At 35.5% G+C, this 22,138-nt stretch carries 12 protein-coding genes; all 12 read left to right on the top strand.

Annotated features, from left to right (window positions below):
• Positions 1–39 precede the first annotated feature (39 nt).
• Positions 40–963 (top strand): tetratricopeptide repeat protein, encoded by a 924-nt coding sequence (locus HND50_19265; protein NOG47390.1) that lies wholly within the window; start codon positions 40–42, stop codon positions 961–963.
• Positions 964–2,046 carry an NTP transferase domain-containing protein gene (locus HND50_19260; GenBank protein ID NOG47389.1) on the top strand — a complete coding sequence of 361 codons (1,083 nt, stop codon included), beginning with the start codon at positions 964–966 and terminating at the stop codon, positions 2,044–2,046. It begins immediately after the preceding gene.
• 129 nt (positions 2,047–2,175) lie between these two features.
• Entirely contained in the window at positions 2,176–2,430 is a 255-nt protein-coding gene (locus HND50_19255; protein NOG47388.1) for a hypothetical protein, read from the top strand.
• A gap of 54 nt (positions 2,431–2,484) precedes the next feature.
• Positions 2,485–2,823, top strand: coding sequence for a PilZ domain-containing protein (locus tag HND50_19250; protein ID NOG47387.1), 339 nt, complete (start codon positions 2,485–2,487; stop codon positions 2,821–2,823).
• 3 nt (positions 2,824–2,826) lie between these two features.
• Positions 2,827–5,007 (top strand): T9SS type A sorting domain-containing protein, encoded by a 2,181-nt coding sequence (locus HND50_19245; GenBank protein ID NOG47386.1) that lies wholly within the window; start codon positions 2,827–2,829, stop codon positions 5,005–5,007.
• 287 nt (positions 5,008–5,294) lie between these two features.
• Positions 5,295–7,007, top strand: a complete 1,713-nt coding sequence (locus HND50_19240; protein ID NOG47385.1) for a T9SS type A sorting domain-containing protein — start codon at positions 5,295–5,297, stop codon at positions 7,005–7,007.
• A 171-nt stretch (positions 7,008–7,178) separates the two neighbouring features.
• Positions 7,179–10,016, top strand: a complete 2,838-nt coding sequence (locus tag HND50_19235; protein ID NOG47384.1) for a TonB-dependent receptor — start codon at positions 7,179–7,181, stop codon at positions 10,014–10,016.
• 14 nt (positions 10,017–10,030) lie between these two features.
• Positions 10,031–13,099 (top strand): T9SS type A sorting domain-containing protein, encoded by a 3,069-nt coding sequence (locus tag HND50_19230; protein NOG47383.1) that lies wholly within the window; start codon positions 10,031–10,033, stop codon positions 13,097–13,099.
• 33 nt (positions 13,100–13,132) lie between these two features.
• Positions 13,133–14,149: a PorV/PorQ family protein gene (locus HND50_19225; GenBank protein NOG47382.1), complete on the top strand. Its 1,017-nt coding sequence runs from the start codon at positions 13,133–13,135 to the stop codon at positions 14,147–14,149.
• Between the two features lie 486 nt (positions 14,150–14,635).
• Positions 14,636–15,826, top strand: a complete 1,191-nt coding sequence (locus HND50_19220; protein NOG47381.1) for a GWxTD domain-containing protein — start codon at positions 14,636–14,638, stop codon at positions 15,824–15,826.
• 258 nt (positions 15,827–16,084) lie between these two features.
• The gene (locus HND50_19215) at positions 16,085–19,888 is read left to right on the top strand and encodes a S8 family serine peptidase (protein NOG47380.1); all 3,804 of its coding nucleotides are present in this window, start codon (positions 16,085–16,087) and stop codon (positions 19,886–19,888) included.
• 250 nt (positions 19,889–20,138) lie between these two features.
• Positions 20,139–22,138: hypothetical protein (locus tag HND50_19210; protein ID NOG47379.1), on the top strand; the 2,000-nt coding region annotated here is incomplete at its 3' end.

The raw sequence follows: 22,138 nt of genomic DNA, 5'->3' as shown, positions 1-22,138 counted from the left end.
TACACCTCTTAAAAAAGCAAAACTAAATAGGTGGTAGCTATGAATAAAATAAAAGTTATTGTTTTATTGGTGCTCACTATAAGTTTCTTTATATCCTGCGCTGCTTCAAAAAAAGAAGAAACTAAGAAGCCGGATTTAAACCAGGCTGAAAAATATGTTTCTGATGGATTTAATCACTTTAAATCGGGTAATGACAGCCTTGCAGTTAGCGCCTGGCAAGATGCCCTGGATATAATTCCAAAAGATGCAGAAATACATAATTTTGTTGGGATTGCTTATCATCGTATGGGAAAGCTGAATGAGGCGTCACGTGCATTTAAAAGAGCCATTGATCTTGATGCAGCATATTATGAAGCTGCGAATAATTATGGCTACCTTTTGTTTTTACTGGAGAAGTATCCTCAGGCAAAAAAGAGTTTTAAATTAGCACTAAAAATTAATCCGGACTATCAACCGGCAAAAAAAAATTTAGAACTTGTAAACCAGGTGATGACGGGAAGTCTTGCAATGGAGGCATTTAACTATTCTGAGCAGGCTGCAAAAAAAACAGATTATGTTGATAAAATTCAGGTTTATGAAAGAGCACTTAACATCAATCCTGATTATGCAAAGGTACACAATAATTTAGGTGTTGCACTTTTTTATGAAGGCTATTTTGATAGCGCTTACTATCATCTGGAACAAGCAATACGTTTGCAAAAAGATTACCCGGAGGCAATTAATAATCTTGGTTTTCTAAACCGTGTGGATCAGAAATATGACATTGCAATCAATCTTTTTTTAAAAGCGCTAACAATTAAACCAAGTTATATTGCTGCATTAAATAACCTTGGAGAAGCGTATTTTTTAAGCAAAGATATGGAAAGTGCTGAAAAAGTTTTTAGTGCCGTACTAGAAATGGAAGAAACAAATGTTTTTGCCAAAAAGTTTTTAAAAAAAATAAATAAGGATTTAGGAGAATAAATGTACATAGTATTAATGGCAGGTGGGGCTGGTACTCGTTTCTGGCCAAGAAGTAGACAAAACATGCCAAAGCAGCTTCTTAAAATTTTTGGCGACAGGACAATGCTGCAGGAAACATATGACCGAATTAAAGATGTTACAGAAAATGAAAAAATACTAATAATTACCGGAGAAAATCTAAAAGACGAAATTAAAGATCAGCTACCTCAAATCCCGGAGAGAAATATTATAGCCGAACCATTTGGTAAAAATACAGCACCTTGTGTGGCATTGGCTGCAACAATTATAAATAAAAGAGAAAACAAAGAAAATGTTGCTATGGCCGTTTTACCGGCGGATCATCTTGTGAATGATGTAGATGGTTTTAAGAGCATTCTTAAGACAGCAGAAAAATACGCATTGGAATCCGGAACACTTATTACTTTAGGAATAAAACCATCTTATCCGGAAACAGGCTATGGCTATATTCAAAGAAATTCTAAATTGATTGAATTGGACGGGCATAAAATTTACCCTGTAAAAACTTTTGCGGAAAAACCAAATTTGGATACAGCAAACCGCTTTTTGGAAAGTGGGGATTTTTATTGGAATGCAGGAATCTTTATCTGGTCTACTTATTCTATACTATCAGAATTTGAACAACAGATGCCTGAATTGAATGAAGGCCTGCCGGAACTTTATGAAAAAGTTGATACGATGGAAATGGATGAAGGAATATTAAAAGTGTATTCCGCTGTAAAATCTATTTCCATTGATTATGCAATTATGGAAGGCGCTAAAAACGTCAGCGTCATTGAATCTGATTTTGACTGGAATGATGTTGGTTCCTGGGAAGCCGTATACAATTTGTCTGCAAAGAACGAGAATAAAAATGCCGTATATACAGAGGATTCAATCGAAGTTAATGCAAAAAACAATCTTTTCTATTCAGAAAATAAAAAACTGATTGCTGCAATAGATATAGATGATATTGTTATGGTTGAAACGAAAGATGCAATCTTGATTTGTAAAAAGGATAGCTCACAGCGTGTGAAAGATGTTGTTGACAGGCTACGCCATAAAGAGAAAGACCAATACTTATAACAACCATATTGGATGCTATATCGCATAGAGATAATTATTTGAATTTTAGTTGAATCTTTCTCATACTATCCCATTGCGTTTTTAAGATGAATTAAACCAAAGACCCAAGCTTTCATTTAACTTAAAAGTATGAACAACGACCAAACATTTCAAAAGCTTGTTTCATTTTTAGAAAGTAACGACATCACGGTTAAATCTGATCGTGGTAATTTTAAGGGTGGCATTGTTCGCTATTACGAGGACAAATATTTATATTTAAATCGTAAGCTGGACACTGAATCGAAAATTAAATTAATTATAAAAGAAATCGAAGATTTGAATTTTGACGCAAGCGAAATAAATGAAGATATCTTAGAAATCATAAAACACAACAATGAGAAATAACTAGAGAACAAAAAATTTAAATCACAATAGAATAAACCATAATCGAGGTATAGGATGGAATTTGAAAGTCGCGAGTCTTTTAGGGTAGATTCTGAAAATTTTATTTCATATCGTGTATTTAATGCTGATGATCAGGTTTTCTTTGAAGGAATGGCCACAACAACCGATATCAGTCGAACAGGGATTGCAATAATAACAACGGATTCTGTTGAAACCGGGTTAAAGATAGAGTTGGCAATTGGGGTTGGAAATGAAGTTGTAAAAACTATTGGAAAAGTTCGGAACCAGAAAAAAAATTCTGATAATGAGTTTCAGGTTGGCATTGAGTTTGATTTTCTTTCAGAATCTGATTTGGATAAGCTTTCTACAGTTTACCCGGATATAAACAAGTAACGAATGCACAAAATACTTTTAATTCTTTTTAGTGTAATAACAGCATCCGCCCAGACTCCTTTTTTTTTCGAGCCGAGGATTTCAGGTACTCCCTTAACACCTTCCAGGGAATATGTAGCAAAATATTTTCAAGAACTTGGACCTTCTGATTTACACATATACCAAAACCTTAACCTGTTGCAAAAAACAGCTAACGATATTGGTGATGAAAAAAACTTTATTGTTCTGAATCTTACAAACCCCAATAGCCCAAAATTTGATACAAAACTTTTTGTGCTAAAAAAAACAAATTCATTAATAAATGTGTGGGTTGAAAAAGCTGAATTGAACAATAATCATGTAACCGATAATGTAATTGATGATATTTTTAATGGATTAATTAATTCCACACCAACAGGTAGTATTGATCCAAATAAAGGTATTTATGAAATTGATGTTGATATTTTTGGATCACCCCCGGATTTTGATAACAATGGAAAAGTAGATTTCCTTTTAACTGATATAAAAGATGGCTGGGAAGGGCAAGGTGAGTTTATTGGTGGTTTCTTTAATAAAAATGACCAATTAAATGAACTGGGCTCTAATAAAGCGGATATTTTATATATAGATACGTATCCGGGAATTTACCGTGAGCAAAATGGAAGTGTTGGTTATCATACTGAAAGTGTCCTTGGCACTGTTTCTCACGAGTTTCAGCATTTGTTACATTATGGGAATGACCCTAATGAAAAAATATGGGTAAATGAAGGGCTGTCGGAAATTTCATCTTTTTTGTGTGGTTACGGTTTACGCTCTCCGGAACGCTACTTAAAAAATACTCATTTGCAACTTTCATCCTGGGATAATGAAAATTCTATACCACATTATTCACGTGTTGCATTGTGGACTTATTTTCTTTATGAAAAATATGGCCTTTCTTTGATCTCAGAAATTGCTAAAAGTACTCAGGTAGATATTGCAGGCGTAAATGCTGCGTTTAACAATCTGGGTCTTACTGAGAATATCGATGATGTAAGCAGAGACTTTTTTAAAACCGTTACGGTTAATGATCCTGTTTTAACACCTGAATTTTCGTTTGATTGGTCGGCTCTTCAGTATATCATTTCTAGGCCTACGGACCGTGCAATAAAATACTCCTTCCAGAAAGATACTGTACTTGCCCCATATTCCTTTAGGACAGTAGAATTTACAAATGGGGATTCTCTTAGTTTATCAGTAATCGGTGTATCTTCACAAAGTCTACTATATAATAAAGTGGGATTTAGTGATCCAGAGGTTCATATTGATCTTTTTTCTCAAAACCCAAACTTTGTAAACTTTGGAAAATCTTATCACACATTGGTTTTATATTTGTTTAATAATACATCTGAAGAACAAAATCTACAGGTGCAGGCGGAAGCAAAACAAAAGTATAATATAAAAACGCTTCAATATGGAAGTGACAAGCCAACCTTTCTGCTAACCTCATCCGGAAACAGAAATGCGATCCAATTTGTAACTGATGATGATATAACACTTTTGAAATCCATTGAATTTTATAATGGCAATGGCAATGGGGATATAAAATTCCATCTCTTTAACAATTCATTATCTTCAGGTTCAAATCCTTCATCTCAAACGATACTTCAAAAAAATGTAGTGAATATGGGATGGACACGTTTAGATTTGGAAGATTTTCAATATTTTCGTGACAGTGGAGATTTAATAAATGTAGGCTTAGAGTATTTAGATGATGGATCAATGGGATATGAAACTGTGACCGGTTCAAAACACCGTGGCCGTTCATATCTAAAATTATCAAATTCTTTTTCTTACAGTAAACTGGATGAGTTTAGTATCGATGGAGGTAATACCAACCTTACTGGAATTTGGATGATTCGTATCGAATTAGCAACTCCATACAAAGAAAGCGAGAAAATCCAAAATGTAACCATTGGCCCCAATCCTTTTCGTGCAAAAGGATCGAATCTTTTAAAAATCCGTTTCGATGGTAACCCCGCTGGTATTTCTGTTGATGTTTATAATACGATTGGGCAATTGGTTCACAGCCAAAAAGCTATTTCCAATATTGTTACTTGGGATGGTAAAAATACATTTGGCAGAGCTGTAGGAAGCGGGATGTATTTTATAAGTTTTCGCAGTAAAAGTAAGACAATTTACAAACGCTTTGTTTTGTTGCGTTAGCGGTATTGTTGGAAATTTTTGCACTTAAAACGGCTTAAATAAGCAAAACAACCATTTATTCTTAATAACAAAAGGTTTAATAAAAACACTTGACAGGTTTTTTTGAATGTATTATGTTAAGTCTCGAGCCCGGGAAGCACCTTTTAATTATGTTTCAAATTTACAATTAACTAAATTATTATCAAAGAACTTTAATTAAGTAAAGGAGGTATTGCATTCTTTAGTTAGTATTGCTTTTTTATAATTAATAAATATTTCATTCATTCACTCTCTATTATGGAGGTAACATGAGTAAGTTATTTACAGTTCTATTTTTATTATTATTTAGTGCATCTCTCTTCGCAGGCTCAACTATTGAAAAGAAAGCAAAGAGAATTGATAGTACTCAAGATGCTATCACATCAGAAGTAATTGCTAGCAGTTTTCATAAAACAGCTGCTGGTCATGTTTTAGGCTCTACAGTTTACGATTATGGTACAAATTCTGTTTTGAGCCGTATGATGGCAACTTCTGCAACTGGTATTCATATGGTTTATATGAACAGACAAGTAGCAGGTGGCGATCGTTTTGTTACATATGATTTTTTCGATCTATCAAGCGAAAGTTTCTTTGGAAACCAATCACTTACAGAAGACCGCAGTACAGGCTGGGGTAGAGTTGTAAATGGTAAAAATGATGAAGCGTTGGCTGTAACTCATGGTGGAGGAACTTCTTATTTTGCCGATGCAGGTGAAGCATTCTACTCTTTTACTGAAACCGCTTTTGGTGACGGACGTGTTTTCCCATGTATAGACAGGGTTGGCGATGTAATTGTAATTGCTGCCGGTAGTGATACTCTTTATATCAGTACGGATCATGGCTCTACATGGTCTGGGTCTACTTTTCCAGTAGTTCCTGATACGGCTCAAGCACCAAGTAATTCTGAACAGGAAGTATTAATTGATCCAACAGATGCAAACCATTTTATGTCTTCATTTGCAACTGAAGGATCTTCAGATGGCGAGGGTGCATGGATTGCCGAGAGTAACGATGGTGGTGCTACATGGACTTATACACAAGTAATTGATGAGCTTTGGAATAATGGAACCCAGTATTTTGTCTCTAACTTTGGACAGTATGGTTCTGTTTTTGATGCACAAGGTACTTTCCATGCAGTTTACAATGGTTATGGCCAGGCTGCTGTTGGTGCAGATACGGCAGTTATCGTTCCAGTTCTATATTGGAATGACAGAGATAAAGCAATTGTGGAAGTTGACGGTGGTCTTGGAAGAGATACATCATTTTCGGCCTTAGCAACAGGCCCATATCCTGGAAACGGAATTGGTAATGCATATCCTTCAATTGCTACAAATGGTGATTATGTTGCAGTTGTTTGGCAAAAACCTGAAACAGATGAAAGTGGAAATTTGATTTTTGCTAAGGATTTCCCTGGTGACTCTACTTCTGGTATTTTCTCAACAGATATTTGGATCGCTACTTCAACTGATGGTGGTGCAACTTTTTCAGCACCGAAATATCTTGCGGGAACAACAGGGACTTCTGAAACTTTCCCTAACCTGACAAGAAGCATTGTTATGGTTGATGATAAAATGTATGTTGACTTGTTATACTATGTTGATAACAGCCCAGGTGTTAGCCTTTTTGGCGAAGGTAGTGCAGCTATGGGTGATTGGGTTTATGAGCGGATAGAAGTTGATTTTGTAACTGGTATTGGAGATGGTGAATTTGTTGCACAAGGTTTTGACCTAAAACAAAACTTTCCAAATCCATTTAATCCAACCACTGAAATTAATTTTACTTTAAAGGCAGCTCAAGAGGTTACTTTAGAAGTATTTAATACTGTCGGTCAAAAAGTTGCCGTTTTATTGAATAACCAAAAGATGAAAAATGGTCTCAATAAAGTTACATTTAATGCAAATGGCTTTGCCTCTGGTGTTTATTATTATACTTTAACGGCTGGTGATTTAACATCTACTAAAAAGATGGTTCTAATGAAATAGTTTCATAGTATGGTTTTTTACATAACCTGTATGAAGGAGGTCCTTCATACAGGTTTTAATTTTGTAAGCTACTAATCGATTTATAAGTTCATTTGTTGTGAAGTCATGGGGGATGTTAAAAATTTAAATATATATGGACTTAATTCACGGTAAAGGCTTAAGGAGGATTTAATGTTTAAACTATTGCAAGTAATATTGCTTATTTTCTTTTTGGCAATATTTGCTCTTGCTGGTACTACTGGCAAGTTGAGTGGGATTGTTCAGGATAAAGCAACAGGAGATCCACTACCTGGGGTGAATGTACTCATTGAAGGGACATTATTGGGTGCATCAACAGATGTTGATGGGTTTTATACAATCTTACATATCCCGGCTAAGACATACACAGTAAAATTTATATATGTTGGTTATCAAGATATTAAAGTTGAAAATATTAGGATCGTTCCTGATATCACAAAAAGGCTAAATGCTGAATTGACAGAAGCAACTTTAGAATTGGATGAACAAATAATTGTTGTTGCTGAGAGACCTTTCTTTGAAGTTTCTGCAACAAATACAGTTCGGGTTTTGGATTCTGAACAGATTGAAAACATGCCAATAAAAGGTGTGAACCAAGCAGTAGCAGTTAATGCTGGTGTTGTTTCTGCTGATGGTAGTGGTGGTGAAACAGATAATGCTGCGTTAAATGTGCGAGGTGGGCGTGCAAATGAAACACTAGTTATTGTAGATGGTATCCCTATTAATAATATTCTCGGTGGCGGTGGAAATGGTGCACAAGGCACTCTTCCAGATGTAGCGATTGAACAAGTATCATCACAACTTGGTGGCTTTAGTGCTAAATATGGAAACGCACAGGCTGGAATTGTTAATATTGTTACTAAAAGTGGTGAAAAAAAATATTTTGGAGGTATTGAAGGTTTAAATTCTTCTCTGTTTGATGACTTTGATTACACATCAGTCTCTGCATATTTAGGCGGACCCTTATTCCCAGGCTCAAAAACTTATGGTTTTTTTGGATCTGTGGAACTCTTGGATACAAAAGATGATGATCCGAGTGCAATTAATCTCAAAATACCATCTGCAGGGATAAATTCTTCACTTCTCCCTGATAATGAAAGCCAGGTTTTACGTTATACCGGTAAAATTGATGGGCACTGGGGTAATCTTAGTGCAATATTAAGTAGCAACGGTTCTTTTCGGGAATCACGTATTCCTGTTGCTAACTATTATAAAAACAATTCTGCCCATAACCCTCGAGTAGATGAAGTTGATTTAGGAGCCTCGTTGAAATTGTCTTATACCTTTGATAATACTGCATTTGGGGACGCTATTATTAGATATCGCCGAAATAACTATGAAAGAGGCGACGGTGTTTGGGGAGATAATTTTTATGGGTATGGAGATCCAACAATAAACTCAGCAATTGATACACCGGGTGAAATAATCAGGCAAGATGATGTGGGTGTTTTTAACGCTGAAGGAGCTGTAAATAACAGATATACAAAATATCAACTTGATACTTACGGCTTCGATTTAAACTTTACAAAACAATTTGACAACAACCTGGTTGAAATAGGTTTTAACTACGACTTAAACACACTGCGTTATTATACTTTTTCACCACGTGGTTTAGCAATTGGCCAGGATGATTTTACTGAAGAAGAAAGGTATTTCAATCTTCAACCATTTTACTATGGTTATGATTTGTTTGGTGAAGAACTTGAAAGTAATCAGGAAAGAAATATTTCAGGGCAAACTTACACTGAATTTGGAGCACGTAATCCTATTCAATTGGCAGCATACTTCCAGGACAAGGTCGAGTTTGAGGATTTTATCTTAAATCTTGGTTTCCGGTGGGATTATTTTGATGCAGATGGTTACAGGTTTAGAAAGAAAGATGATATTTACGGTTTTGGTGCCAACCCAAACCGCTTGGAATTAGCAGATCTTGAGAAAATTCCTGTGGAAAACTATATAAGCCCAAGAATTGGTTTTGCTTTTCCTGTAACAGAAAAAACCGTATTTCATGCTCAGTATGGCATATTTAAACAAAGAGGTGATTTTTTTAGAACTTATGACTCCTGGTTAAGCATGAATGATCTTGAGAATGGAGAAGACCTTCTTATTGTTTACAATGGTCATACAGAAGCTGAAAATACCACACAATATGAGTTTGGATTTAAGCAACAGATTGCTGATTTTGCTTCTCTTGATTTGACAGCTTACTATAAAAATATTCGTGGGCTTTTAAATATAGTCCAACAACAAACCTCTTTTGGGCTAGATACTCTTAATTATCTAACTGCAGCAAATACAGATTTTGGTACTGTAAAAGGTTTGGCTGCAAGTTTTAACTTACGTAGAATCGGACCGATTTCTGCAAAACTTGATTATACACTGGCAGTTTCTGAAGGAACAGGTTCAAGTCAAACCAGTTCTTATACTGCGGCGTTTCGTAATGCAAATGGTGAAGTACCAAAACAGATTGCCCCTCTGGACTTTGATCAACGCCATACTCTTACTGCAAATATCGATGTTCGTGCGGGTGATAAAGAAGGACCTATGCTATTTGGGCAACATTTGTTTCAAAATACCGGAGCAAATTTTTTAATTACTTATAATAGCGGAAGACCTTATACGCCACTAGAGTATGTTGATGTTACTATTGATCAGACGCAACAGGGTGATGTTTCTCAGTTCATTAATAGTACATATTCAGAAGGGACATTTCGTGTAGATTTAAAAATTGACAAATTAATCACTGTTGGGAAAATGCAGATTGTACCTTATTTATGGGTTCAAAACCTGTTTAATCGCGAAAACTTTACATTTGTGTACCAGTCAACAGGAAAACCAGATGATTCTGCTTTTCTTAGTACTTCAGAAGGTATACAAAGAGTTCGTGCTTCAGGAGAACCTTATATTGAAGATTATAAAGCACTTGAAAAAGATCCTCAAAATTATGGAGTTCCACGTATTGTACGCCTTGGACTGAAAATTAGGTTTTAAAAGGAAAAAAAATCATGAAAAAAACTAAATTTTTTATATTTTTATTAGTAATATTTTCTACTTTACTTTTTGCTAAAGATGTTAATGATAGTAAAAAGTCAAAATTAGGAAAGGTTACACTAACAGGTCAAACAGCACGCATGAATATTAACAGGGTTGACCTTGCTGTTACCAATGATGGACAAACAGGGAATGACGCAGATTCTTTTTACCCCAATGGAACAGACTTATCTTTTATATTTTCCGGAGGTCCGGTAATGTCTGGTTATGTAAATGGGAGTTTAAGGACAGCTTGGATGGCTCCTGCATCCAGGATTCAGGAATTGCAACCAGGCAATGCCGGAACTAATCCTGATGCTGCGGAATTTGTTTTTTATACTGTAAATGGTTCAGATGCGCAAGGTAGTGAAAACTACATAAAATGGGCCGACGCTGTTGCAATTGGTGCAGATTTTTATGATGCGGATGGAGATGGGGCATATGACCCAAATATCGATAAGCCTGATATTATCGGTGATCGCACTTTATGGTGTGTTTACAATGATGGTGTACCTGCCTCGAGCAGAGACGTATTAAATACTCAGGCATTGGGAATTGAAGTAAGGCAATCAATTTGGGCTTTTCAAAGAAGTGACGCTTTAGGGGATGTTGTTTTTATTCGCTATAGTGTTGTCAATGTTTCGGGTAATGATATCGATGACATGATCATATCCGGATGGACAGATCCCGATTTAGGTACTCCAACTGATGATTTAATTGGTTGTGATACAACATTGAGCATGGGTTATATTTATAATTTCCAGGATGATGGTGATTATGGCCTCAACCCGCCTGCATTTGGTATTGATTTCTTTCAGGGTGCAATTATTGATGCCCCAGGTGATACGGCTTTTAATTTCAGGGGTCCACTACTCGGTGTTGATACATTACTTGATATGAAGAATCTTCCCCTGACATCTTTCATGTATTATGAAAACGGTGGTAATATATTACCGGGACCAACTAATAAGGATATTGCCAGAAATTATCAACTAGGTGGTCTTGATGCAAACAGCGATCCTGTTGTCCCGCAGGATTGGGGTGCTGGTGGCGATGCTAGCAGCAATGAAGGATTTTTCTTTAGTGGAGATCCAGTGACTGGTTCAGGTTGGGTAGACACTAACCCTGCAGATAAAAGGTTTATGGTCAATAATGGACCATTTCAATTGAAAGCTGGTGATAGGCAAGATATTGTTATGGCGTATGTAGTGGCTCAATCTGGAAGCGCTCTTCAGAGTCTTGATAAGTTAAAAACTACTGATGAGTTAGCACAGGCATCATATGATAATAACTTTTTATCCGCCCCTCCCATTCCAGTTCCGGATGTAACTGTACGTACTGGAGACAAAGAAATAGAATTGATAATTGATTATTCAGAATCTTTTAATTTTTCCGGAATACAAGATGTGGTTGGCGAAATTGACTTTGAAGGTTTTGAAATTTACCAATTCAACTCTTTGTCTACACAAGATGAAGTAAGCGGTGTTGAAAACGCTAAAATTATTGCACGCTTTGATTTAGATAATGATGTTGGGGATCTATATATTGACGATTCCAATGGTGAGCGTATAAAAGTATGGGAAAAACAAAGTGGTGATAATAGTTTGAGCAGTGCCGATTTAGAAGAAGCAGGTGTTGCAATACAAAGATTAAAAATAACCAATGATGCATTTAATTTGAATGAACCCTTAGTTAATGCAAAGCAGTATTACTTTGCAGTTGTTCCTTTTGGAATAAACAAAACATTAGCTTTCGAGAATGATAATACAGCAGCAGGAGATGACCTTGTTTTACCTGGAGGGTTATTTGCTTCAAATAGAATTTCCGGGTTTATAAGGGCAACACCGGGTACTTCGGTTTTTGCACCGTTTAATGCGGATCAAGCAAACAAATCTTCTGGTGAAAGCCAAGGGTCTGTAAGTGTTGATGTAGTTGATCGTGGCTTAGTAACTGGTGATGAGTATGAAGTTTCTTTCTTTGACGATGCAAAATATTGGAAGTTAATGAATAAAGATAATGATGTGACTCTTCTTGATAGTATGACTTTTCAAGGGTTGGCTGGCACAGAATGGTCATTTCCAATTGTTGATGGCTTGTCGGTTAGGGTTTATGATGTTGATGAAAGAGCAGTCTCTGTAGATACGTCTGCCGCACCATGGTTAATTGGAGCCAATGAGTCTTCTTTTTCTGATTCAGCCCTATATGACGATGGCGTTGATTTGGTTAAACATGTCGATAATCCGTTTACTTTAACAGATTGGATTAGAAAAGAAGAGTATTTTCCAGTACGTGTTGTATTTGATACAACAGATAATTCAAAATTCGGTGCGTTTTTAAGAGGTAATTTTTCAAGATATCGCCGGAAAGGTGATACTTTTGTTTCGGCGTATGATATGAGTGATGCGGATAATCCCAGAAAACTAAATCTTTGTGCCTGGGCTCCAAGTGGCGCAACATTATATACAGAAACATCCGGACCTATTCTATATATAATGACATCGGATTATGATTCAACAGATATTTACAATCCAACCAGAAGTGACAGCCGTGTTTTTACAGACGAAGCATATATGGCAGTAAAGCTTTTTTCAAAAGCCGATTCGTTATTACAATCGAATATTATGACACTGGATATTGAGGTGAATTATCCTAATACAGATTTAGACGTTTTTAGGTTTGAAAGTGCGGAATTAGTTACGGAATTATCAACTTCTGATCGCAAAGGTATCCTCGATAAAGTACGTATTGTTCCAAATCCATATTACGGATATTCTTCATACGAAGTTAGCTATGACGCACCATTAATCAAATTCACAAATGTTGATAAACAAGCTACAATTAGAATTTTTAATTTAGCTGGGCAGCTAATAAAAACTATTGAGAAGAATGATACAAATACTAACGTTGCTTGGAATTTAAGGAATGAAGCAAATTTAAAAGTTGCTTCTGGGATGTATATAGCTCATATAGAAGTTCCTGGTGTTGGAGAAAAAATTCTTAAGTTTGGAATTGTTCAACGTGAAGACCGTATAGACAGGTTCTAGCCCAAATAATGTAAGAAAAAAGTGGAGAAAAAAATGAAACTACTATGTATTTATATACTTGCTATCTTTTTTTTAGCTAGCAATATTTATGCAGGTGATCCAAATAGAATTGGAACAACTTCAGGGACACAATTGCTTATTCCTATAGGTGCACGATCAATAGCTCTTGGTAATTCTACTATAGCTAATGTATCTGGAGTTGAAGCTCTGTATTGGAACCCTGCCGGAGCTTCTAAAATAGCACGGTCAGAGGTGATGGTTAATCAGATGCAATATATTGCTGACATAAATGTAAGTTTTATCGGTGGAATATTAAGTACGAATGAAATCGGGACTTTTGGTTTTTTTGTCAACAGTTTAGATTTTGGTGATATAACTGAAACAACAACTGATTTACCTGAAGGAACTGGTAGGACTTATTCCCCGACCTTTGTAACAGCAGGAGTTACATATAGCCGATATTTAACAGATCGAATTTTGGCTGGCGTGACTGGTAAATATATTTCAGAAGAAATTCAACAAACCAGTGCATCAGCACTAGCATTTGATTTTGGTATTCAATATGCATTTAATAATGAATTACGATTAGGTGTTGTATTAAAGAATTTAGGTGGTAAAATGCAATATGATGGTCGTAATCTTGAGACTGAGTCTCAAATTCCCGGATCAAATGTTGGCGCAGATAATGGTTTTTTTAGAGGAATAGCAGTTGAGTCAAATATACCAACTATATTTACTATGGGCCTAGCTTATAAAGTTAATATTAACGAAAGTAATAATGTTAATTTTATGGGGTCTTTTTCTAATTTTAATGAAGCAAATGACGAAATATACGCCGGTGCTGAATATGCCTTAAACAATACAGTATTCTTGCGTGGTGGTTATCATGCTTTAACAGAGCAAAATGACGATAATCTTTTCGGTGCTACATTTGGTGCTGGGTTAAATTATGAAATTGATGAATTTGTTGTTACTATAGATTATGCATTTTCACAAGTAACAGATTATTTTGACAGTAATAATGTTTTTACAATTAAGTTTGCATATTAAAGTGTATTACAAAAAGCTTCTTTTTCTAAGAAGCTTTTTGTTTTTTCCCCTTTTTTTGGTTATCGAAGTGGACTTCTGCCTAAGACACTTTTAAGAATGAATAGGTGTACAATTTAAACAGTTGTAAAATTTAGATGCCATAAGAAGTACGATTAATATTAATTAAGTAATGTTAAGACGAAAAATTTTGTTTATAAATTGTTTTAACAAGCATATAGCTCCTGTTGGAGCTCTTTTTTTAAGTCTTTGTTTAGATAACGTTTGATTTTGTACTTTATTAAACGGTAATTAGCATATCATTTTTAGGGTATGATTTATTTCTATGGGATACTAATGAAACTAGTCTATTTAATTCTAAATATTGTTACATTTTCAATTTTTACTCATGGACAGTCTGTTTTCAATGTAGATTTTGATGCGCGGCAATTTTCTGAAAGTGATTCTACCGGGCGGATAGAAATATATTATACGTTCTATCACAATGGTATGAAATCCAACAAAAATGTTAATGTAAATGGACTATTGGCAATAAAGTTATTTTTAAATGCAACTAACGAAATAATTATCAATAAAAAATATTCTTTTGAACAAGATATTAACCTGTATCCAATTGCAACTACAGGTATACTAAAGTATTCATTAAAAAAGGGTACATATAATTGCGAACTTAAGGCAACGGATTTAAATAACTTGAAAAGTTCAGATAGTATTTCTTTTATATTTACAATTAATGGCTACAATCCTAAACAATTTTCTGTTAGTGATATCCAATTTGCCACTTCGATAATAAAAACAAGTAAAAATAATTCTCCATTTTATAAGAATAATTATGAAATTATTCCAAACACAAGTGGCATTTATGGAGAAACACTTCCAGTTCTCTATTTTTATTCAGAGCTTTATAATTTAAATAGAGGAACTGAATCTAAATCATTAAAACTAAGATATTCCGTTTATAATCAATATGAAGAAGAGGTTTTTTTTAAAGTAAAAAAAGTTATATCAAGCGAAAGATCTATCATATTTGCTGAATCTGTCAATGTTTCTAAATTTCCTTCAGGAAGTTATAAACTAGAATTGTCTCTCTCAGATTCTGTAACCAATAAAATGGCAAAAAATAGAAAACGATTTACAATAATAAACCCAAATATAAATGAAACTAAAACAAATATTGGTACTTCACATTTGATGTTGTCAGAATTTGGCACTATGAGAAATGAACAATTAGCAGAGGTTTTTTTAGTCTCACGTTACTTGGCTTCACAAAAAGAAATAGCTTTCTGGGGCACTTTGAAAGATTCTACTGAAAAACAAGAATTTTTGTATCAGTTTTGGAAAAAGCGTGATGCAACACCGGGGACTATAAATAATGAAACTAAACAAATTTATTTCAATAGAGTTGAGATAGCCAATAAAAGGTTTGATACATTTAATAAAAAAGGTTCTCTGACCGATCGAGGAAGGGTTTTTTGCATTTATGGAGAACCAAATGAAATAGAACGATATCCAAATAAACCTGATTTAAAACCTTACGAGATATGGCACTACTATACAAATGACGGAAACACTATATTTGTTTTTGCAAAAATTAACTTATTTACTGAAATGCAACTGATTCATTCCAATAAAATTGGAGAACTCCAAAATCCAAGTTGGCAAGATTATTTAAACAGATAAAGCGAAAGTAATTCTTTTCTTAAATATTCTCTCTTTTATTCAATTTGTTTTATCAAGAATACTTGTAAATTATAGAGACATTCAATCATTATCATTATTTTTAATAATGGTTTACAAAGCAAAATGGGAATTCTAAAAATCATTCCTTGTTATACCAATCTAATATTCCTCTACAAAAACTTAAAATTTGATAGAAGATGTTACAGTTTTATTCAAAACAACTTAAAATCACGGTCAATTTAATTTGAGGAGTCACATATGATTAAACATTTCATACCCTTACTTTTTCTAGTATTTTGTCAGGTAGCAATTGCTTCAATTTCCGATAACGTTGCAAATAATGAACAAAACTATGTTGCAGGACATTTTATTGTGAAATTTAAAAAGATTGCCAACAATAAAACCGACAACGCCAAAAAAATAGTTATTTCTAAATACAATGTTCAAAAAAGTGAAAAAGTATTTAAGGCAATGCAAAATGAAACAGTTGCCCAAAAATTGAACCTACATAATGTTTTTGTTATGAAAACTGATATTAGCGCTGACATAGCAAAAATAGTAAAAGATTTAAATACTAATCCAGATATTGAATATGCAGAGCCCGTTTATATTAATAAAATGGACGACACAATTCCTGATGACCCATCATACAATCTATTACATCACCTTCCCCAAGTAAAAGCCCCACAAGCTTGGGATAGTGGGTATGGAAGTTCTGATATTATTATTGCTATCCTTGATTCTGGTGTTGATTGGGACCATGAAGATTTGGCTAATATAATTTGGTCTAACGATGATGAAATTAGTGGCAATGGTTCCGATGATGATGAAAATGGCTTTATTGATGATATACGCGGTTGGGATTTTGTTGATGGAATAACTGATTTAGCCACTGGAGAAGATGGAAGTGACGAAGATAATAATCCAATGGACTTTGGTGGTCATGGCACACACGTTAGTGGAATAGCCGCAGCCCAAACAAATAATGCAATTGGTGTTTCATCCGTTTCTTCAGGCGTAACTATTATGCCATTAAGGATTGGCTGGAGGGATAGTAATGGTGATGGCTTTGTTCGAAGTGATTTTGCTGCTTCTGCCTATATTTATGCTGCTGATAATGGGGCTCATATAACAAACCAGAGTTCTGGGAATAGTGGACAAGCAATTGTAGATGCAGCTTTTTATGCCTTTTTAAATGGGGTACTTGTTGTAGAATCTGCAGGAAATGGAAACGCAATAACCCCAAGTGCTCTTGGTTTACAAGATTGGGTAATATCTGTCGCATCAGTTAATAAATCTGATGTAAAAGCCAGCTATTCGAGTTTTGGAAGTTATGTTAAAGTATCGGCACCTGGCGGGGATTTTAATCCGGGGATTTATAGTACCATTGTTTACCCATCAGATTTATATTCAGGAAAATATACGTACTTTAATGGTACTTCAATGGCATCTCCTTTAGTATCTTCTGTCGCTGGATTAGTCAAGTCACATAATCCCGAAATGAGTGTCCTTGATTTGTTTGATATTGTTGTTCAAACAGCAGATAACATTGATGATAAAAACCCATCGTACATAGGCAAACTTGGTTCAGGAAGGGTGAATGCATTTCGTGCACTAACCGAAGAGATCCAGACATTTTGGCCTAATTTAAGTGTTGACAGTATTAAGGTAATTGAAAATGAACCAAAGTTTGGTCTTGGTAATGGAAGGCTTGATCCGGGGGAAACAGTAAGTTATCAGGTATTTATTAAAAATCAATGGCGTGAAGCTACAAATGTTGCTGCAACTTTAACAGCAATTGAGGATTGGCCTATAGAAATAACCGATGGCTCGGACAATATTTCTTCGATTGGGAGTGTTTTGGCCACACCAAATAACACCGCTATGATTTCTTTTACAATAAAAGCGAAGGATAATGCATTTCCATCGTTTGCAGACTTAAATTTGAACCTTAGTATGGACAATGGTTATAATAAAGACATTAAATTACAAGTAGCAGTTTCACCAACAGTTTTACTTGTTGCTGACCATGAAGGAGACGTGCTTGCTGAAGCAAATCTTGAACATTATGTAGATTTTTTTAATAGGCATAATATTTCTTTCGAACTCTTTACAAAAATTGGATCAAATTTATCATTGGAAAAAATGAAACAGTTTTCTTCTGTTTTCTGGTCCTGCGAATGGACTTTCCCATCCTTGGATGATTCAGATCGTTTGTTGTTGGGTGATTATTTAGATGGAGGCGGCAAGCTTTTTATTTCTGGTCAGGATTTAGCCTGGGACTTAGCAGAAAACCAACTTAGTTCTTCGGGTGGACAATCATTAACTTTTCTAAATACCTATTTAAAAGCCGAGTATAAAGCAGATGGTAATGGGCCGAATTCCTTAACGGGGGTTGTTGATGATCCAATAGGTGATGGTATTGAATTCAATACATATCTTGATAAAAGGGACGGAGACCAGCAGTTTCCAGATGAAATTTTACCACTTGATGGAGCAGTTGCAGTATTAAATTACCCAAGTGGTAATAATGGCGCAATTCGCTATGATGATGAATATAAATTGGTTTATTTTTCTTTTGGTGGGCTTGAATCAATTGTTGAAAACAATGCAAAGCTTGCAATTGCGGAAAAAACACTTTTGTGGCTTATAGGACTAGATATTAGTCATAACCCGATTCCTGATCTCGAAACACAAGAGGCAATAACCGTTACTGCCGAGATAGCATCGATAGACACAACAATCAATGCAGTTAAATTGTTTTGGAATACTGATTCTTTACCACCTTTTGAAGTTGTGGAAATGTCAAACACTTCAGGAAACACCTGGCAAGCAGATATCCCGCAACGGACAACGGATTCTGATATATATTATTTTATTCAGGCTTATCTTAATGATGAAAGTGTATCACCTGCAGGAAATAATTCATTTTATGCTGGTGCTGATATTTTTCCACCATCCGTTGAAGTTCTTTCACAGCCATATTGGAACACAATAAACAATGCAAAAGCAAATGGATATTTGTTTGAGGTAAGGGCTACGGACAATATTGGTATTGAAACTGAAAATGTTAAAATGATTTGGCAAGTTAATTCAAATACAGAAAACACTATAATCATGGATGCTACAACAAATGATGATGAGTATTCAGCTATTCTTGATTATGGTATGACATTGCAAAAAAATGATAAGATAAGTTATTATTTTCAGGCAACGGACCTTTCTGTAAATGCCAATATTGCAAACTCTGATACATTTAGCTTTATAATTGATACGGTTGAAGTGATAGATGGGTTTGAAAATGGAACATCAAAATGGAACATTGGGGATGGCTGGGGTATTTCAAATTTAAAGAATTCTGGAAGCCATTCAATCGATGATAGCCCAACAGGCAATTATGAGAATAATAGTAATAACTCTTTGACTTATAACTATTCATTTGACCTTTCATCATACCAGTCGGCTTGGTTAGAATATTTTGTCCGTTTTGATATTGAGGATGGTAAAGATACGTGTTATGTTGAAGTTTCAATTGATAACGAGAACTGGGATATTGTAGATTCAATGACTGGTCGGGAGCTTCCTCGCTTTAAGCAAAGGCTAAACGTACTCGACGGTTATGCTGGTTTTGATAATGTCACAGTTCGGTTCCGGATGAAAACAGACGCTGATGGCCAAGCAGGTGGTATTAACATCGATGATATCTCAATGAGTGTGAGTTATGATATTAGAACAGGGATTGAAGTAGTGGATAGAATAGTACCTAAAGATTTTTCTTTAGATCAAAATTTTCCAAATCCGTTTAATCCTGAAACAACATTACAGTTTGAGTTACCAAAGAAAGCAAAAGTTACAATTTCTATTTATAATACTTTTGGGCAACGAATAACAGAACTTGCTTCTAATGAAGATTTTTTACCTGGTAAATACCGTATTAAGTGGAAGGCTGAAAATAACCACGGCGCAAAACTGGCCAGTGGTCTCTATATATATAACTTAAAGGCCGTAACAGAAGATGGTAGTTCCAGATCTTTCACAAAGAAAATGCTACTAATAAAATAATAACTTCTGCGTTCAGAACTTACAATAAATTATCCTCACCTGGTTCCAAATATTATTTGGGGCCAGGTGGTTGGGTAATACCTAATAATATTTCTCTTTTCTTTTACCCTGTTTTAGCTACCATTATTTTCTCGAAATTATATTTTATACTACCTTTGCAGGTAATCTAAAACAGTTTAAAAGTAGACATTCCAACTTTTTATGACTATATTGGGATAACCTTAAAAAAAATCCCAAAGGACAAATAATCATGAAGAAAGTTAATATAGTTTTGGCATTTCTTTTTATTTTTTCTATTTCAATAGGGTCCAAAGATATTAAAAATAATACTAAAGCAAAACTGGGAAAGGTTACCGTAACCGGACATACAGCGCGTATGGATATAAACAATATCGACCTGGCTTTAACCAACGATGGGCAAACCGGTAATGATTCCGATTCCTTTTACCCCAATGGAAGTGATTTAAGGTTTTTATTTTCCGGTGGTGTTGCACTCTCTGGTTATGTTGATGGTGATTTACGTACAGCCTGGATGGTGCCAGCAAGTAGAATCCAGGAAATGCAACCAGGCAATTTGGGTAGCGATCCGGATGCTCCGGAATATGTTTTTTATACTGTAAATAGCTCGGACAGTCTTGGTAGCGAAAACTATAATAAATGGGCCGATGCTGTTGCAATTGGCGCAGATTATTATGATGCGGATGGAGATGGGAGTTACGATCCGAATATAGACACACCGGATATTATAGGGGACCGTACATTTTGGTGTGTTTATAATGACAGTGTACCGGCTTCGATCAGAGACGTATTTAATACTCAGGCATTAGGACTTGAAGTAAGACAATCAATTTGGGCATTTGAAAAAAGTGATGCCCTGGGGGATGTTGTGTTTATTCGTTATAGTGTTGTAAATGCTTCAGAAAATGATATTGATGATTTGATCATTTCGGGATGGACGGACCCTGATTTAGGTGGTGCAACGGATGATTTAATCGGCTGTGATACAACACTAAATATTGGCTATGCTTATAATTTTCAGGATGATGCTGATTATGGTACAAACCCACCGGCTTTTGGAATTGGTTTTATTCAAGGGCCAATTGTCGATGCCCCTGGTGATACGGCTTATAATTTTGGAGGGCCATTACTTGGTGTGGATACATTGTATGATAAAAAAAACCTTCCACTTACATCTTTCATGACTTATGAAAGTGGCGGCAATATTATACCTAATCCATTAAATAAAGAGATTGCACGGTACTACCAGGAAGGCGGCCTTGATGCAGAAGGCGAACCAATTATTGCATCAGATTGGGGGATTGGTGGAGACTCACATAGTGATGTGCGCTACTTTTTCTCCGGTGATCCCGTCACTCAAACTGGTTGGTTAGACACCAACCCTGCAGATAAAAGGTTTTTAGTAAACAGCGGTCCTTTTCAACTAAAGGCCGGAGAACGCCAGGATATTGTGATGGCCTATATTGTAACACAAGGCGAAGATGCCCTGGACAGTGTCACCAAATTAAAGGAAACCTCTGCACTTGTGCAAAGCTCTTTTGATAATAACTTTCAGGTTGCCCCTCCTATGCCCGCAGCAGAAGTAACAGCCCGCAATGGAGATAAGAAGATTGAGCTGCGTATCGATTTTACAGAAAACTTTAATTTTAGAAATAAGCAGGATTTATTGGGGGCCATTGATTTTGAAGGCCTGGCCATCTACCAGTTCAATTCCCCATCAACAGCCGATGAGGTAAACGGTATTGAAAATACAAAACTCATTGGCCAATATGACCTAAGCAATGATATCGGCGATCTTTTTGAAGATCTGGAAAATGGGGAGCGTGTCAAAATTTGGTCAAAACAGGGTAATCTGAATGGAGCGGATTTGCATGAGGCCGATGTAGCAGTAATCAACTTTTCAATTTCCACAGATGCTTTTAATAATAACGCCGCCCTTGTCAATGGCAAACCCTATTATTTTGCCGTAGTACCATTTGGGATAAACAGGGTTCAATCTTTTAATAACGAAATCACCCGCACAGCTGATGACTATGTTTTAAAAGACGGTTTATTTATGGGGGACAGAGAGTCAGGGTTTATAAGCGCGGTAGCCGGTACAAATGTTTTTACACCTTACAATAGTGCCCAAGCGGAGAAAACCGGTGGTTCGAGCCAGGGTTCGGTTTTTATTGATGTTGTTGAACATGACCAAGTAAGCGGTGATGAGTATGAAATTACATTCTTTGACGA

The sequence above is a fragment of the Calditrichota bacterium genome (assembly GCA_013112635.1).
In the GTDB taxonomy this organism is placed as follows: Bacteria; Calditrichota; Calditrichia; order Calditrichales; family J004; genus JABFGF01.
Note: the sequence above shows the minus strand (reverse complement) of the source record. Positions and strands in the feature narration are given on the sequence as shown.